This window comes from Amycolatopsis rhabdoformis, assembly GCF_035918295.1.
Classification (GTDB): Bacteria; Actinomycetota; Actinomycetes; order Mycobacteriales; family Pseudonocardiaceae; genus Amycolatopsis; species Amycolatopsis rhabdoformis.
Genome location: NZ_CP142149.1, coordinates 8,532,625 through 8,547,349 on the forward strand (window position 1 = coordinate 8,532,625; position 14,725 = coordinate 8,547,349).

The window sequence follows — 14,725 nt, forward strand, 5'->3', positions numbered from 1 at the left end:
ATGACCAAGCCGCAGAACGCCCTGGACGCCGTGGAGGCCGCCCTCGCCGCGATCGACAGCGAGATCGCGGCGAAGGCAGCCCAAGACACCATCGGCGGACAGCTCCTGTACTTCCGCGCCCACCTGGAAGCCATCAAGGACCAGATCGCGTCGGGCACAGTGCCACCTCGGGGCCACCGCCGCAGCGGCATGGCCCACGCGATCGTCGACTCGTGGCCCATCGACAGCCGACTCGGGGCGACACTGTTGGAGGCGGAGCGCCGTTACCTGGATTTGTGAACCGGCCCGGTGGTGATCACAAGAACCTCCCGAGTGTGCGATAGGGATCTGGGTCTCGCCGATTTGGTAGGCGCCGGTCAGGCGGGCCGAGGCGGTGTAGACCGCACTGCCGTGCGGCAGCCATCCGAGGTAGCGACTCTAGGCGTGGTCGGCGTGGGATCGTCCGCGGCGGGCACGGATGTAGGCGGCCCAGAAGTAGACCGCGTTGGCCACCCAGATCGCCGATGTCAGCCAGGTGAAGAAGTTGGTCACGTCGGCGAACAACCACACTTCGGCGATAACCCAGTAGGCAGCCAGCGTCGTGTTCATCAACGCGAGGATCAGCGCCGTCTTGCGTGGCATCGGTGGTGGGATGAACCACCGTCGCTTGCGTTGAGCCATCGTCACCTCCGAGGCCCGAACGGGGACACCAGGAGCGTGCCCCGTGGGGCCGGCGGTCAAGCTGCTCCATTCGCACCAACGCCGTGAGCGAAGGAGCCGAGGTTGTCGGTGGGGGCTGGCAGGATCGACGGCGTGGTGGAGGACGTCGGGCGGTTTTGGGATGAGCACGCGGCGACGTTCGACGAGCAGCCTGACCATGGGTTGCGCGACGCCGGGGTGCGGGCGGCGTGGCGGGAGTTGTTGCTGTCGTTGATGCCGGCGGCGCCCGCGGTGGTCGTTGATCTGGGGTGCGGCACGGGCAGTCTGGCTGTGCTGTTGGCGCAGGCGGGTTACGCGGTGTGCGGGGTGGATCTGTCGGGCCGGATGATCGGCGTCGCGGAGGAGAAGGCGCGGGTGGGTGGGGTGAGCGTCGACTGGCGGCGAGGTGATGTGGCCGAGCCGCCGTGTGAGGCGGAGTCCTGTGACGTGGTGCTGGTGCGGCATGTGCTGTGGGCGATGGCCGATCCCGCGGCTGCCGTGGGGCGGTGGTGCGGGTTGTTGCGGCCGGGTGGGCGGTTGGTGTTCGTCGAGGGCAGGTGGGCGACCAGGGCCGGGCTGACGGCCGAGCAGTGCCAGGGGCTGGTGCTCGGCCATCGGCGCGAGGCGACGGTCCTGAAGCTGGACGATCCGGCCCTGTGGGGTGCCGTGATCGAGGACGAGCGGTACGCGGTGGTCAGCCGGTTCTGAACCGGCAAGAGCCAGCACCGATCCGGTAAGAGCCAGCACCGATCCGGCAAGAACCGGCACCGATCCGGCGAACGAGTCGGACCAGCGATCTGGGCGGCCGGCGCGGCGATTCCCGAAACGGGCGAACGAGTCGGACCAGCGATCTCGCCGGCCGGCGTGGCGATTCTCGAAACCGGCGAACGAGCCGGATCAACGACCACCGAAAAAACTTCCCGCACCCATGTCCGGTCCACCACCCCGGCTCCGACCACCCGGTGAAACCAACCGAAGGAGCCACCGATGAAGTACTTCCTCACCCTCACCATGACCCCCGCCCTCTGGAACACCCTCCCCGAGGACGCCAAGCAAGAGGTCTACGCCGGCCACGGTGCCTTCATGGAGAACAACGCCGCCGAGATCCTGGAGACCAAGGCGTTGGCGGAGCCGACCGAAAGCACGATCGTGAGGGTGCGCGACGACCAGGCAACCCACGAAGAAGGCCTGATCCACGGCAGCGACACCTTCTTCTGCGGCTACTACCTCGTCGACGTGAAGGACCAGGGCCGGGCGCTCGAGCTCGCCGCCCAGATTCCCGACGCGAAGTACACGGCGGTGGAGGTGCGCAGGGTCGTGCACGAGGCTTGACCTGCACCGGGGTCGAGGTTGCACCCTGGTGACCATGAGCGGGGAGTGGAACATCGACGCGGTGGACCTCGACGCGTACCTGGCGCGGGTCGGGCAAGAGCGGCGGCCGCCGACGGCAGCGGCGCTCACGGCGTTGACGCGGGCGCACGTCGAGGCGATTCCGTTCGAGAACGTGGATGTCGTGTTGGGGCGGCACCAGGGGATCGGGCTGGAGGCGGTCGCCGCGAAGCTCGTCGGGAGGCACCGGGGCGGGTACTGCTACGAGCACGCCGGGCTGTTCGCGGCCGTCGCGGAGCGGCTGGGTTACCAGGTGCAGCGCACGGTCGCCCGGGTGCAGCCCGACCGCGGCGGGCCGTACACGCACATGACGTTGATCGTCACCGCGGAAGGCACGCCGTACCTCGTCGACGTGGGGTTCGGGACCGGGATGCTGGTGCCGATGGCGTTGGAGGACGGGGTGGTCGTCGATCAGGGTGGGTGGCCGCATCGGCTTGTCCGCAGAGGCAGCTGGTGGGTGTTCCAGAAGCAGGACCGAAACTCGTGGGAGGACCTGCACGAGTTCCTGACCGACGTGCACAGCCGACCGGTGGATTACGAGGTGTACCACCACTACATCTCCACGCACCCGCAGTCGGTGTTCTTCGGGCGGCTGATCCTGATGCGCCTCGAAGACGGACGGCTGCGGCGGCTGATCGGGCGTGAGCTCACCGAATCCCGGCCCGGTGAGCAAGACAAAACCACCACGATCGCACCCGAGAACCTCGAAAAGACGTTGCTGGACCTCGACATCGTGCTCGACGGAGAAGAGCTCGCCGAGCTGAAGAAGCGCTACTGAGCGAACAGCTCGGCAGCGGGCAGCGGCCGGCCCAGGTGGTAACCCTGGGCCTGGTCGCAGCCGAGCTGGCGCAGCAGCGCGAGCTCCTCGGCGGTCTCGACGCCCTCGGCCACCACGGTCAGGCCCACCGCGTGGGCCATCGCGATGATGCTGGCCACGATGGCGGCCGCGTCGCGGGATTCGGCGATGCCGGTGATGAAGGAGCGGTCGATCTTGAGCGTGTCCAACGTCAGCTGACGCAGCTGCGCGAGGGACGAATACCCCGTGCCGAAGTCGTCGATCGCGAGCAGTACACCGAGGGAACGCAGTGCTGCCAACACTTCTCCGGCGGCGGCCGCGTCGCGCATCAGGGCGCTTTCCGTGACCTCGAGGCACAGCGCGGACGGCGGCAGGCCCGTGGTCGCGAGCACGTCCCGCACCGCGGGCACGAGCTGCGGGTCTTCGAGCTGGCGCACGGACACGTTCACCTTCAACGACAGGTCCAGACCACGCGACGCACGCAGCGCCGCCACCTCACGGGTGGTGTCGCGCAGCACGAACTTGCCGATTTCGTTGATCAGCTCGCTTTCCTCGGCCAGCGGAATGAACTCCGCGGGCGACACAGCGCCGTGGTCGGGGTGGGTCCAGCGCAGCAGCGCCTCCACGCCCACCATCTCGCCGGTGTGCAGGTCGACCACCGGCTGGTACGCGGGCCAGAGCTGTCCACTGTGGACGGCGTCGCGCAGGTCCTGTTCCATGCGCAGCCGCCGTTGCATGCGCTCGCGCAGCGACACGTCGAAGAACTCATACCGGCCGCGGCCGAGGGCTTTCGCTTGGTACATGGCGATGTCCGCGTCGCGCAGCAGGTCTTCGGCGCTGCGCCGGTCGCCGGCCGCCACACCGACGATGCCGATGCTCGCGTCCACGTGGAGTTCGCGCCCGTGCACGGAAATCGGCTCCGCGAGCACCGAACGCAGGTGTCCGGCGCGGGAGCGCACCTCGGCCTCGTCGAGCACGCCGGTGGTCACGACCACGAACTCGTCTCCGCCGAAGCGGCCCACCACGTCGGTCGCGGCCGTGGCGCGGCGCAGGCGCTCGCCGACGATCCGCAGCACCTGGTCGCCCACGGAGTGGCCCAGGGAATCGTTGATGATCTTGAACTTGTCGAGGTCGAGGAACAGCACCGTGGTCGAGCCGGCGCGGTCCCTGCGATCGAGCCGGTCGAGCACGAGCGTGCGGTTGGCCAGGCGCGTCAACGGGTCGTGGGTCGCGTCGTGGGCCAGCCGGGCGCTGATCGCGCGCCGTTCGGTGATGTCGGTGAACGACGTGACCACCGAGACGCCCGCCGGATCGTCCGGGTCGAGCAAGCGAGAAGTGAGTGCCACCCACACGTCACGGCCGTCGCGGCGGCGCAGGCGCAGCACCAGGCCGTTGTGCGTGACGCCGGTGCGGCGCGTGGAGATCGACGGCAGCTCGTCCTCCGGCAGCTGGCGCCCGGACTCGTCGAAGAGCACGAGCGAGGAACACGGCACGCCGATCAGCTCGTCGGCCGGCACGCCCAGGATGCGGCTCGCGGCGGGGTTCACCGACTCGATGAGCCCTTTCGGCCCCACGACCAGCACGCCTTCGTCGAGCGCGGCCACCACCGTGCGGTAGTGCTGCTCCGCTCGGCGGCGTGCGGTCTCGTCAGTGCAGACGAGGAGGTACCCGTCATTCATCTCAGCTGCGGAAACGCGAACCGAGAGCGGAGCGCCTTCGCGGTGGTGGTGTGTCTGGTGCGCCACGCCACCCGCGAGCCGGATCGCCGCGGGATCGGGATCGGTGCCGAGCACCTCACGCACCGGTCGTCCGACGGCTTCGGTGGCAGCCCAGCCGTACACGCTGGCGGCGGCCGGGTTCCAGCTCGTGACGACCCCGTCGGCCGTCACCGCCACGATCGCGTCGCTCGCCTGCGACACCAACTCGGCCTGCGCGGCTTCGGCCAGGCGGCCGGCCACCTCGCGGATCACGACCTGGGTCGCCGAACCCGTGCGCACGGACACCGTCTCGACGACGAAAGTGCTGCCGTCCACACGCTTCACGACCGTTTCGAGCGGTTTGCCCTCGGTGTCCTCACCGCGATCCTGCTCGGCGACCACGAAGTCGGTCACCGGCCGGCCGACGACCTCGGCTGTCGTCCGCGCGCCGAAGAGGCTGAGGGCGGCGGGGTTGGCGTAGGTGATCACGCTGTTTTCGTGCACGCAGGTGGCATCGGCGCTCAATTCCACGAGCCGCCGATAGCGTTCGGCCAGCTCCGCGAGCTGCACCTTGGCTAGGGCGTCGGCCTCCATAGTGCGTCCGGTCCCCCTGTGTCGGCGTGTGGCCCGTCGATTACACCACCCAGGGATCTGCCGTGTATATGCACCGGGGAACCTTCGTATATCAGGTGCCGCGCGGCGCCGGCTCCGCGAATTCCCGGGGTCCAGGCCCTCGCAGACGTCGTTTCCCGGAGCTGCGAAGCCGTGGGCCCCAGTAGAAGAAGCCGAAGTGCGCCGCGCACGCGTGGCCCAGAACGGTGACCACGGAATCGAGGCTGACGGGCGAATCGGACACCCAGACCACGGCGATGAACAGTTCCATCACCACCAGCGCGGCGATCCGCGCCCGCCCGCGCAACAGGAAAACGAGGGCGCCCGCCGTGGTGAAGAAGCCGTAGCTCACGCCGATGTCGAGCCAGCGCCCCGCGGTGGTCGGCAGCACGCCGCCGCTGATCAGCAGCATCACCGGCACTTCGGTGGCGAGCGTGGCCAGCACGTGGCCGCTGAAGAACACCACCGCCGTGCGGCCGGGGCCGAAGCGGCGTTCGAGCGGGGCGAGCGCGAGGGTGAAGATGATCGCGTAGGCGAGCCAGCCGCCGTCGGCGAGCCACAGCGCGCTGCTGAACAAGGAGAGCAGCGGGCGGCGCCAGAGGTTGTGGGCGTCGGTGCTCGAAAGCCGCAGCAGCTTCTCCGTGACGATGGGGTCGGCGAAGCGCAGCACGAGCGTGGTGCCGAGCAGCACCACGAGGTAACCGAACGTGAACGGAGTCGTGCGCGGGTTCGGCAGCACACGCAAGCCACTGCGCACCACAACGCGCCAGGTCAGCCTCACCCGGGTGGGTGCGCCGTCGCCGACGAGCCGAGCGGTCCACCACTCTCGGAGGGTGACCGGCTGACGGGCGCGCAGCAGCATTAGTCCAGGTTCTCCGGGCATCCTGGGAGTTTCGCTAAGGGCAGCTGTGAAACCGCTGTGATTCTCACCCGCTAGAGTGACGCACACTGCGTAGAACTTTCTGTCATTGTTCACCCGTTCGGTGGCCCAGTGCGGTATGAATGGACCACTCCTGGTGAAAGGCCCGCTGGTGGACGAAGAGGTTTCGGTCGCCGATCTACTCGTGCGCGAAGGTTGGGGCGAACGTCTGCCGCCGCCTTCGCGTTCGCGCTGGCGCATGGTCGCCGTGATGGCAGCCGTGGTCGTGGGGTGTGGCGCGGCGGCGATCCTGGTGTCGTTCGGCACCACCGCGAACGACGAGGCCACCGGCCTCACCGAGATGAAGGTCATCGAGATGCCCGACCGCACCGACGGTGCGGGTGGCGTCTCGGAATCGAGCCCGCCGCCGGCCGTCATCGAAGGCCAGAGTCAGGACTCCGATTCCGACTCCAGCGGCGGCGACGAGACCACCGAGGTCAGCAGCCCCAAGATCACCTCGATCATCGACCCGCTCAACCCGCGCGGCGGTGGCGAGCCCGGCACGACGACGAGCAGCGACTCCGGCACGGCGACCAGCGGCTCCGACACCTCGACCGCACCGACCGGCACCGACCCCGGCTCGGGCGGCGGCTCGGCGAACCAGCCTCCGCCGGCGTCGCCCACGCACTCACAGGCGCCGCCGTCGTCGAGGCCGTGCCTGCTCGGCATCCTCTGCATCTGAGCCCCACCGAAACGACCCCCGCCGGCAATCGCCGACGGGGGTCGTTTCCGTTCACGGTCAGGCTTCGTCGTCGGGCAGCAGCGGCCGCAGGAACGTGCGCCGGTACCGCACCACGCAGCCCGACTCCTCCCGGATGCGATCCGCCGCGATGAACTCCGGGTCCACGCCGAACAGCGTGCGGTACTGCTCATACGCCGCAAGGCTTTCGAAGCTGAACAACGCCCGCGCCTCGTCGCTGGCGCCCTCCGCCGGCAGGAAGTAGCCGTGGTGCACGCCGCCCTCGCGCGTGACCAGGCGCATCCACGCGTGGGCGAAGCGTTCGAAGTCGGGCAGCTTCGCGGGGTCGATCACGTAGTCGACCACGCAGGTGATCACCGGCCCCACACCCGTTCGGCGGTGGAGACGATGAGTTCGAGCTTGCGCAGCTGGTCGTCGGTGGTGAGCTCGTTGCCCTCCTCCGTGGACGAAAAACCGCACTGCGGCGAGAGGCACAGCTGGTCGATGTCGACGAAGCGCGAGGCTTCCTCGATGCGCCGCACCAACGCGTCCGGGTCTTCCAGCTCCGGCCGCTTGGTGGTGACCAGCCCGAGCACCACGCGCTTGCCCGCCGGCACGAACCGCAGCGGCTCGAAGCCGCCGGAGCGTTCGTCGTCGTACTCGAGGAAGAACCCGTCGACGGCGAGCTCGCCGAACACCGCCTCGGCCACGAACTCGTAGCTGCCCGACGCGGCCCACGACGAGCGGAAGTTGCCCCGGCACAGGTGCGTGGTCACGGCCAGGTCGGCGGGCTTGCCGGCGAGCGCCGCGTTGATCGTCTTGATGTTGCGCAGGTGCAGCGTGTCCGGGTCGCCGCCCATGCGGGCCACGAGCTCGCGCTGCGTCGGGTCGTTGAGGTAGGCGAGGCTGGTGTCGTCGAGCTGCAGGTACTGGCAGCCGAGCTCGGCCATCGCGCCCACCTGCGCCGCGTACGCCGTGGACAGGTCGGCGAAGAACTCCTCCAGGTCCGGGTACACGGTCTCGCTCACCGCCGCCCGGCCGCCGCGGTAGTAGACCATGCTCGGCGACGGGATCGTGAGCTTCGGCGTGATGCCGTCGTCCACGTGGGACTTCAGGAACGCGAAGTGCTCGGCGAAGATCGGCTCGTCGAGGCGCACGCGGCCGTCGACCTGCAGCCCCGGCGGGCTGAACTCGAGGTCGCCCGCGAGGTTGTGGAACTTCACGTGCAGGCGTTCGTCGCTCTTCGAGATGCCGCCGAGCGCGTAGATGAAGTCCATGTGCCACGACGCGCGGCGGAACTCGCCGTCGGTGGCCGAGGACAGGCCGGCGACCTTCTGCATCTTGATCACGTCGCGGATCGCGTCGTCCTCGACGGCCCGCAGCTGTTCGGCGGTGATCTCGCCCGCGGCGCGGCTGCGGCGGGCCTCGCGCAGAACCGGCGGCCGCAGCAGGCTCCCGACGTGGTCGGCACGGAATGGGGGACGCGGAGTCATGCCTGGCATCGTCACACACAAACCGGCAGTATGCGTCGGGAAGATCCGCGTGGAAGGGCCGCTCATGACCAAGCACCCGGTCGATCAAGGCCTGCCTGCCGGGCGGCTGTTGCTGCTCGGTCTGCAGCACATGGCGATCATGTACACGGGCTCGGTGGCCGTGCCGCTGATCGTCGGCAGTGCGTTGAAGCTCGACGCCGCCACGATCGCGTTGCTGGTCAACGCCGACCTCTTCGTGGCCGGCCTCGCCACACTGGTCCAGTCCATCGGCATCGGCAAGCTCGTCGGCGTGCGGCTGCCGGTGGTGGCGGGCGCGACGTTCACCGTGGTCAACCCGATGATCCTCATCGCCTCGCAGTACGGCCTCACCGCGGTCTACGGCTCGATGATCGCCTCCGGCGTGTTCGGGCTGCTGCTCGCGCGGCCGTTCGCGAAGATGATCCGGTTCTTCCCGCCGCTCGTGTCCGGCACGCTGCTGCTGGTCATCGGCGTCTCGCTGCTCGGCCCGGGCGCGGCGATGATCGCGGGCCACGACACCGAAGCGCCCGACTACGGCACGCCCTCGCACATCGCCATCGCGCTCGGAGTGGTGGCGCTGATCGTGATCCTCACCCGCGTGCTGCGCGGGTTCGTGGCACAGATCGCGCCGCTCGTGGCGCTCGCCGTGGGCCTGATCGTGGCGATTCCCCTTGGCCTGACCCAATTCGGCGGAGTCGGGCAGGCGAGCTGGTTCGGGCTCGCGTCGCCGCTGCACTTCGGTGCGCCGACGTTCCCGATCGCCGCCGTGCTGTCGATGTGCGTGGTGATGCTGGTGACGTTCACCGAGTCCACGGCGGACATGCTCGCCGTCGGCGAGATCGTGGGCCGCCCGGCGACCGACGCCGACGTGGCGCGCGGCCTGGCCACGGACGGTGTGTCGGCCATCCTCGGCGGCTTCATGAACTCCTTCCCCGACACCGCGTTCGCCCAGAACGTGGGCCTCGTGCAGATGACGCGGGTGCGCAGCCGCTGGGTCGTGGCCGTGACCGGTGGCCTGCTCGTGGTGATGGGCCTGGTGCCGAAGGTCGGGGCCGCCATCGCGGCGATCCCCGAACCGGTGGTCGGCGGGGTCGCGGTGGTGATGTTCGCGATGGTGGCCGCGGTGGGGGTGCAGAACCTCAAGAAGGTGGAGTTCTCGGGCAACCACAACACGTTCATCATCGCGGTGGCCCTCGGCGTCGGCCTGCTGCCGGCCTTCGCCACGGACCGGTTCGGCACGTCGATCTTCTTCCAGCACTTCCCGACCTGGCTGCAGACGATCTGCGGCAGCCCGATCACGCTGGCCTCGATCCTGGCGTTCGTGCTGAACCTGCTGTTCAACCACCTGGGGCGCAGCCGCGATCCGGACCTGCTGTCGGCGCCGTAGAGGTGCTTGACTGACCGCATGCGGCACAACGCGGAGCGGCCACCGTCGGTCGTGGAGCGGGTGTTGGACGTGCTGGGCGCGTTCACGTCCGAGCGGCCGGTGCTGACCCTGTCCGAGCTCAGCCGGCGCGCCGGGCTGCCGCTTTCGACCACGCACCGGCTCTCGGCCGAGCTCGTGCGGCGCGGGGCGTTGCAGCGCGACGAGCAGGGGCACTTCCGCGTGGGGCTGTGGTTGTGGGAGGTGGCCTCGCTCGCGCCGCACGGCGCGCACCTGCGGGAGAGCGCGATGCCGTTCCTCGAGGACCTCTACGAGGCCACGCACCAGAACGTGCAGCTCGCCGTGCTCGACGGCGCCGAGGTCGTGTACCTCGAACGGCTCTCCGGGCGCCGCGCGGTGAACGTGATCTCGCGCGTGGGCGGCCGGCTGCCGCTGCACGCGACCGGCGTGGGGCTCGTGCTGCTCGCGCACGCCCCGGCCGACGTGCAGGAACAGGTGCTCGGCCTGCCGCTCAAGCGCTTCACCGGCAAGACCATCCGCTCGGCCGAGCAGCTGCGCCGCGTGCTGGCCGACGTGCGGCGCAACGGCTACGCGGTGAGCGACGGCCAGATCGAGCTGCCGGCGCTGTCGGTCGCGGCGGCGGTGCACGGCGCTTCGGACACGGTGGTCGCGTCGATCTCGGTCGTGGTGCCGGCCGAAGGCACCGATCCGCTCACGCTCGTGCCGGCAGTCAGGGCCGCTGCCCGCGGGATTTCGCGGACCCTCGGCGCCCCGCTGCGGCTTTCCGAAGACGCACACCGCGAGACGCACTGAAGCTTCCGCACTGAAACCTTCCACTCAGTGGAAGCCGGGCTGCGTCTACCGGTGCCTTGCGAGCACTCTCACTGGCAACCCCGACGACCCGAGGAGGCCCGGTGATCACCCTCGACGACGACCCGTTCGCCGACGAAACCCTGGCCGACCCGCTGCCGATGCACCGCCGGCTGCGCGACGCCGGCGCGGTCGTGCGCCTGGGTCGCTACGACGTGTGGGCCATGGCTCGGGCCGCGGAGGTCGCGCAGGCGCTCAACGATCCCGACACGTTCTGCTCGTCGGCCGGCGTCGGGCTCAGCGACTTCCGCAAGGAGACGCCGTGGCGTCCGCCGAGCCTGCTGCTGGAGGCCGACGAGCCGGAGCACGCGCTCGCGCGCCACACCGTGACCAGCGTGCTCACGCCGAAGGTCGTGAAGACCTACCGCGACACCTTCGCGCGCGAAGCCGAGACGCTCGTGGCTTCGCTGCTGGCGCGCGGCGAGTTCGACGCCGTCGCCGACTTCGCGGAGGCCTTCCCACTGAAGGTCTTCCCCGACGCCGTCGGCCTGCCCGCCGAGGGCCGTGAGCACTTGCTGCCTTACGGCGCCCTGGTGTTCAACGGCTTCGGCCCCCGCAACCACCTCTTCACCGAGGCCATGGAACGCGGTGCCGCGGCCCGGGAGTGGATCGCCGAGCACTGCCGCGCGGAGAACCTCGCGCCCGGAGGGCTGGGCGCGCGGATCCACGAGGCCGCGGCGGACTTCAGCGAGGAGGAGCGCGCGTTGCTCGTGCGGTCGTTCCTTTCGGCCGGCGTCGACACGACCGTGCACGCGCTGGGCAACGCCGTGTTGTGCTTCGCCGAGCACCCCGATCAGTGGGCGGCGCTGCGGGAAGCGCCGGATCGCTCGCGGGCGGCGTTCGAGGAGGTCGTGCGGTTCACCTCGCCGGTGCAGACGTTCTTCCGCACCACCACGCGGGACGTCGAAATCGGTGGTGCGGCGATTCCGGCGGGGGAGAAGGTGTTGCTCTTCCTGGCCGCGGCCAACCGCGATCCGCGGCGCTGGCCCGACCCCGACACGTTCGACATCACCCGCCGCGCGAACGGGCACGTCGGGTTCGGCGCGGGGGTCCACGCGTGCGTGGGCCAGATGTTCGCGCGGCTCGAAGGCGAGGTGCTGCTGGCCGAGCTGGCCCGGCGCGTGACGACGATCGAGCTCGCCGGCGAGCCGCGGCCACAACTGTCCAACACCCTGCGCGGCCTCGCGTCGCTGCCGGTACGGGTTCGGTGAGCGCGATGCCGGAGGTCACCTACGTGCAGCCCGACGGGACCGCGCGCACCGTCGACGCCACCGTCGGTCACTCGCTGATGCAGGTGGCGCTCGACCACGGTGTCGACGGGATCGTGGCCGAGTGCGGCGGTAACGCCATGTGTGCGACCTGTCACGTCTACGTGGACCCCGCGCGTCTCGACGATCTTGAGCCCTTGTGCTCAGATGAAGAGGAGATGTTGGACTGCACGGCCAGCCCGAGGGCGGCCACCAGCAGGCTGTCCTGCCAGCTACCGGTGACCGAGGGCCTCGACGGTCTGGTCCTGCGCTTGCCGGAGGAGCAGTTATGACCACAGGATCCTCGCTCTCGCCCGAGACCGTACTCGTCGCCGGCGGTGGCCAGAGCGGCTTCCAGGCCGCGGCTTCGTTGCGGGACAAGGGTTTCACCGGGCGCGTGGTCCTGGTCGGCGACGAGCCGGGGGTGCCGTACCAGCGGCCGCCGCTGTCGAAGGCCTACCTCAAGGGCACGGCGGGCGACGAGCAGCTGCGGCTGCGGCCCGAGGACTACTTCGCCGAGAAGGGCATCGAGCTGGTGCCGGGGCGGGTGGCTTCGGTGGACCGGGGTGCTTCGCGCGTGGTGCTGGCTTCGGGCGAGGAGCTCGCGTACGACCACCTGGTGCTGGCCACGGGCGCGCGCAACCGCGTGCTGCCGGTGCCGGGGGCGGATCTCGCCGGGGTGCTGATGCTGCGCACGCGTGATGACGCGGACCGGCTGCGGGAGTCGCTGGATGCGGCTTCTTCCGTGGTGGTTATCGGTGGCGGGTTCATCGGGCTGGAGTTCGCGTCGCACGCCGGTAAGCCGGTGACGGTGGTCGAGGCGCAGGACCGGCTGCTGGCGCGGGTGGCGTCGCCGGAGGTCTCGTCGTTCTTCCTGGAGCTGCACGAAAAGGCCGGGCACACGGTGTTGCTCGGAACAGGTGTTACCGCGCTGCACGGCGAGGGGCGCGTCTCCTCGGTCGAGCTGGCGGACGGCACGCGGCTGCCGGCGGACCTGGTCGTGGTCGCCGTGGGCGTGGTGCCGGAGACAACGCTCGCTTCCGACGCCGGGCTGACCGTGACCAACGGCGTGGTCGTGGACGAGCACCTGCGCACCGAAGACCCGAAGATCTTCGCGATCGGCGACTGCGCCAACTTCCCGTGCGTCCACGCGGGCGCGGCGACGCGGCTGGAGTCGGTGCAGAACGCCGTCGACCAGGCCCGCTGCGTGGCCGCGGCGATCACCGGCAACGCCGCGCCGTACGACAGCCTGCCGTGGTTCTGGACCGACCAGACGGGCGCGAAGCTGCAGATCGTGGGCATCCTCGCCAACGCGGACAAGACCGTGGTCGTCGGCGACCGGGCCGAGGGGAAGTTCTCGGTGCTCTCGTTCCGCGACGGCGTGCTGATCACCGTCGAGTCGGTGAACCGCCCGCCCGACCACATCGCCGCGCGCCGGCTCTTCACCGCCGACTTGCGGCCGACGTACGCCGACCTCGAAGCCAGCTCGTTCGATCTGAAAGCCCATGTGAAGTCGCGTTCGGCGGCTTGACGCTCTCGTCTGGAGGTACCCCCGTTGCGCACCCAGGTCGCTGTGATCGGCGCCGGCCCGGCCGGTCTGCTGCTTTCGTACCTGCTCCACGCCGAGGGCGTGGACGCCGTCGTGCTGGAAGCGCGCGACCGTGAGTACGTGCGCCAACGCGTGCGCGCGGGGGTGTGCGAACAGCCGACGGTCGAGCTCCTCACCGAACTCGGCCTCGGCGAGCGGCTCGCGCGCGAAGGCCTGCCGCACGAGGGTTTCTCGCTCCGCTTCGACGGCCAGGACCACCGGATCGCGCTGACGGAGCTCACCGGGCGCGCGATCACGGTGTACGGGCAGCAGGAGATCGTGAAGGATCTCGTCGATGCGCACGAGCGGCTGGCGTTGCCGTTGCACTTCGAGGTTTCTGATGTCGCGGTGTCTGATGTGGACACTTCACGGCCGGTGGTGCGGTATGTGGATGCCGATGGGGTTGCGCAGGTTCTTGAATGTGACGCCGTGGTCGGGTGCGACGGCTTCCACGGGGTGACGCGTCCGTCCATTCCGGACGGTGTGTTGCAGTACTTTTCGCGCGAGTACCCGTTCGCGTGGCTCGGCGTGCTGGCGCAGACGCCGCCTTCGCACGAGGAGCTGATCTACACCCACCACGAGCGCGGGTTCGCGCTGCACAGCATGCGCTCGCCGGAGATCACGCGGCTGTACCTGCAGGTCTCGCCCGAGGAGGACCTCGCCGACTGGTCCGACGACCGCATCTGGTCCGAGCTGTCCGTGCGCCTGGCGGTCGACGGCGAGTTCACCCTGCGCGAAGGCCCGATCCTCGACAAGGGCATCACGCCGATGCGCAGCTTCGTGGCGGAACCGATGCGCCACGGGCGGCTGTTCCTGGCCGGGGATGCCGCGCACATCGTGCCGCCTACGGGGGCGAAGGGGATGAATCTGGCCATTGCCGATGTGCGGGTGCTTTCGCGGGCGTTGGTGGCGTTGACCAAGGGGGATCCGGCGCTGGCGGATGCCTACTCCGACACGTGCCTGCGGCGGGTTTGGCGGGCGGAGCACTTCTCGTGGTTCATGACGACGATGCTGCACGTGGACCCGAGCGCCGACGCGTTCGCTCGGCGGTTGCAGCTTTCGCAGCTCCGGTACACGGCCTCGTCGCGGGCCGCGGCGACGAGTGTGGCGGAGAATTACGTGGGGTTGCCGTTCGGTTCTTGACGGTGGGCGCGCGAGGGGGCCGTTCGTGCTGCGGTGTGGTCGCGAAGGGACCGTTCGTGCCGCGGCGTCGGTGCGAGGGGACCGTTCGCGCTGTGCCGCCTGCATGACGGGACCGTTCGCGCCGGGTTGCCTGTGCGACGGGACCGCTTGCGCAGTGGCGCACCAGAGGGAAGTTCGTGCGGGGTCGGCTGGTTGACGGGACCGTTCGTGCC

Annotated in this window: 16 protein-coding genes; 11 read left to right on the forward strand and 5 right to left on the reverse strand. The window is 69.8% G+C overall.

Features of this window, described 5'->3' with window-relative positions; genetic code table 11:
* Positions 1–279 carry a hypothetical protein gene (locus VSH64_RS39510; protein ID WP_326567849.1) on the forward strand — a complete coding sequence of 93 codons (279 nt, stop codon included), beginning with the start codon at positions 1–3 and terminating at the stop codon, positions 277–279.
* Positions 280–417: 138 nt separating this feature from the next.
* Here VSH64_RS39510 and VSH64_RS39515 read toward each other — a convergent pair whose 3' ends face one another.
* Entirely contained in the window at positions 418–621 is a 204-nt protein-coding gene (locus VSH64_RS39515; protein ID WP_326567850.1) for a hypothetical protein, read from the reverse strand.
* Between the two features lie 171 nt (positions 622–792).
* Between VSH64_RS39515 and VSH64_RS39520 the strand changes: the two genes are divergently transcribed.
* The 3 genes from VSH64_RS39520 to VSH64_RS39530 all read left to right on the forward strand — a co-directional run bounded on the left by VSH64_RS39520 (position 793) and on the right by VSH64_RS39530 (position 2,845).
* On the forward strand, positions 793–1,386 hold the full coding sequence (locus tag VSH64_RS39520; RefSeq protein WP_326567851.1) for a class I SAM-dependent methyltransferase: 594 nt from the start codon (positions 793–795) through the stop codon (positions 1,384–1,386).
* A 279-nt stretch (positions 1,387–1,665) separates the two neighbouring features.
* Positions 1,666–2,010 (forward strand): YciI family protein, encoded by a 345-nt coding sequence (locus VSH64_RS39525; protein WP_326567852.1) that lies wholly within the window; start codon positions 1,666–1,668, stop codon positions 2,008–2,010.
* A gap of 34 nt (positions 2,011–2,044) precedes the next feature.
* Positions 2,045–2,845 (forward strand): arylamine N-acetyltransferase family protein, encoded by an 801-nt coding sequence (locus tag VSH64_RS39530; RefSeq protein ID WP_326567853.1) that lies wholly within the window; start codon positions 2,045–2,047, stop codon positions 2,843–2,845.
* On the opposite strand, the gene VSH64_RS39535 is transcribed toward VSH64_RS39530, so the two are convergent.
* Together VSH64_RS39535 and VSH64_RS39540 are read right to left on the reverse strand one after the other, a co-directional pair.
* Complete coding sequence (locus VSH64_RS39535) at positions 2,839–5,154, reverse strand: sensor domain-containing protein (RefSeq protein WP_326567854.1); 2,316 nt, start codon at positions 5,152–5,154, stop codon at positions 2,839–2,841. The two genes, VSH64_RS39530 and VSH64_RS39535, sit on opposite strands and share 7 nt — an antisense overlap.
* A 91-nt stretch (positions 5,155–5,245) precedes the next feature.
* On the reverse strand, positions 5,246–5,911 hold the full coding sequence (locus tag VSH64_RS39540) for a rhomboid-like protein (RefSeq protein ID WP_326838158.1): 666 nt from the start codon (positions 5,909–5,911) through the stop codon (positions 5,246–5,248).
* Positions 5,912–6,188: 277 nt separating this feature from the next.
* On the opposite strand from VSH64_RS39540, the gene VSH64_RS39545 reads away from it, so the two are divergent.
* On the forward strand, positions 6,189–6,773 hold the full coding sequence (locus VSH64_RS39545; protein WP_326567855.1) for a hypothetical protein: 585 nt from the start codon (positions 6,189–6,191) through the stop codon (positions 6,771–6,773).
* A 57-nt stretch (positions 6,774–6,830) separates the two neighbouring features.
* Here VSH64_RS39545 and VSH64_RS39550 read toward each other — a convergent pair whose 3' ends face one another.
* Together VSH64_RS39550 and VSH64_RS39555 are read right to left on the reverse strand one after the other, a co-directional pair.
* Entirely contained in the window at positions 6,831–7,148 is a 318-nt protein-coding gene (locus tag VSH64_RS39550; protein ID WP_326567856.1) for an NIPSNAP family protein, read from the reverse strand.
* The gene (locus tag VSH64_RS39555) at positions 7,145–8,263 is read right to left on the reverse strand and encodes a 5-methyltetrahydropteroyltriglutamate--homocysteine S-methyltransferase (protein WP_326567857.1); all 1,119 of its coding nucleotides are present in this window, start codon (positions 8,261–8,263) and stop codon (positions 7,145–7,147) included. The genes VSH64_RS39550 and VSH64_RS39555 overlap by 4 nt, the downstream gene beginning before the upstream one ends.
* A 64-nt stretch (positions 8,264–8,327) precedes the next feature.
* Here VSH64_RS39555 and VSH64_RS39560 point away from each other — a divergent pair, with 64 nt between their 5' ends.
* The 6 genes from VSH64_RS39560 (at position 8,328) to VSH64_RS39585 (ending at position 14,513) form a co-directional block, all read left to right on the forward strand.
* Positions 8,328–9,668 carry a nucleobase:cation symporter-2 family protein gene (locus VSH64_RS39560; RefSeq protein WP_326567858.1) on the forward strand — a complete coding sequence of 447 codons (1,341 nt, stop codon included), beginning with the start codon at positions 8,328–8,330 and terminating at the stop codon, positions 9,666–9,668.
* 18 nt (positions 9,669–9,686) lie between these two features.
* Positions 9,687–10,478 (forward strand): IclR family transcriptional regulator, encoded by a 792-nt coding sequence (locus tag VSH64_RS39565; protein WP_326567859.1) that lies wholly within the window; start codon positions 9,687–9,689, stop codon positions 10,476–10,478.
* A gap of 101 nt (positions 10,479–10,579) precedes the next feature.
* Positions 10,580–11,746, forward strand: coding sequence for a cytochrome P450 (locus tag VSH64_RS39570; RefSeq protein WP_326567860.1), 1,167 nt, complete (start codon positions 10,580–10,582; stop codon positions 11,744–11,746).
* Positions 11,747–11,751: 5 nt separating this feature from the next.
* On the forward strand, positions 11,752–12,075 hold the full coding sequence (locus tag VSH64_RS39575; protein ID WP_326567861.1) for a 2Fe-2S iron-sulfur cluster-binding protein: 324 nt from the start codon (positions 11,752–11,754) through the stop codon (positions 12,073–12,075).
* On the forward strand, positions 12,072–13,313 hold the full coding sequence (locus VSH64_RS39580; RefSeq protein ID WP_326567862.1) for an NAD(P)/FAD-dependent oxidoreductase: 1,242 nt from the start codon (positions 12,072–12,074) through the stop codon (positions 13,311–13,313). Before VSH64_RS39575 ends, VSH64_RS39580 begins: the two co-directional genes overlap by 4 nt.
* Positions 13,314–13,337: 24 nt before the next feature.
* The gene (locus VSH64_RS39585) at positions 13,338–14,513 is read left to right on the forward strand and encodes a 4-hydroxybenzoate 3-monooxygenase (RefSeq protein WP_326567863.1); all 1,176 of its coding nucleotides are present in this window, start codon (positions 13,338–13,340) and stop codon (positions 14,511–14,513) included.
* Positions 14,514–14,725: the final 212 nt, after the last annotated feature.

Coding starts and splice junctions, on each gene's coding strand:
- VSH64_RS39510 (WP_326567849.1), top strand. CDS start 1: ATGACCAAGCCGCAGAACGCCCTGGACGCCGTGGAGGCCGCCCTCGCC.
- VSH64_RS39515 (WP_326567850.1), bottom strand. CDS start 621: ATGCCACGCAAGACGGCGCTGATCCTCGCGTTGATGAACACGACGCTG.
- VSH64_RS39525 (WP_326567852.1), top strand. CDS start 1,666: ATGAAGTACTTCCTCACCCTCACCATGACCCCCGCCCTCTGGAACACC.
- VSH64_RS39530 (WP_326567853.1), top strand. CDS start 2,045: ATGAGCGGGGAGTGGAACATCGACGCGGTGGACCTCGACGCGTACCTG.
- VSH64_RS39535 (WP_326567854.1), bottom strand. CDS start 5,154: ATGGAGGCCGACGCCCTAGCCAAGGTGCAGCTCGCGGAGCTGGCCGAA.
- VSH64_RS39555 (WP_326567857.1), bottom strand. CDS start 8,263: ATGACTCCGCGTCCCCCATTCCGTGCCGACCACGTCGGGAGCCTGCTG.
- VSH64_RS39560 (WP_326567858.1), top strand. CDS start 8,328: ATGACCAAGCACCCGGTCGATCAAGGCCTGCCTGCCGGGCGGCTGTTG.
- VSH64_RS39565 (WP_326567859.1), top strand. CDS start 9,687: ATGCGGCACAACGCGGAGCGGCCACCGTCGGTCGTGGAGCGGGTGTTG.
- VSH64_RS39575 (WP_326567861.1), top strand. CDS start 11,752: ATGCCGGAGGTCACCTACGTGCAGCCCGACGGGACCGCGCGCACCGTC.
- VSH64_RS39580 (WP_326567862.1), top strand. CDS start 12,072: ATGACCACAGGATCCTCGCTCTCGCCCGAGACCGTACTCGTCGCCGGC.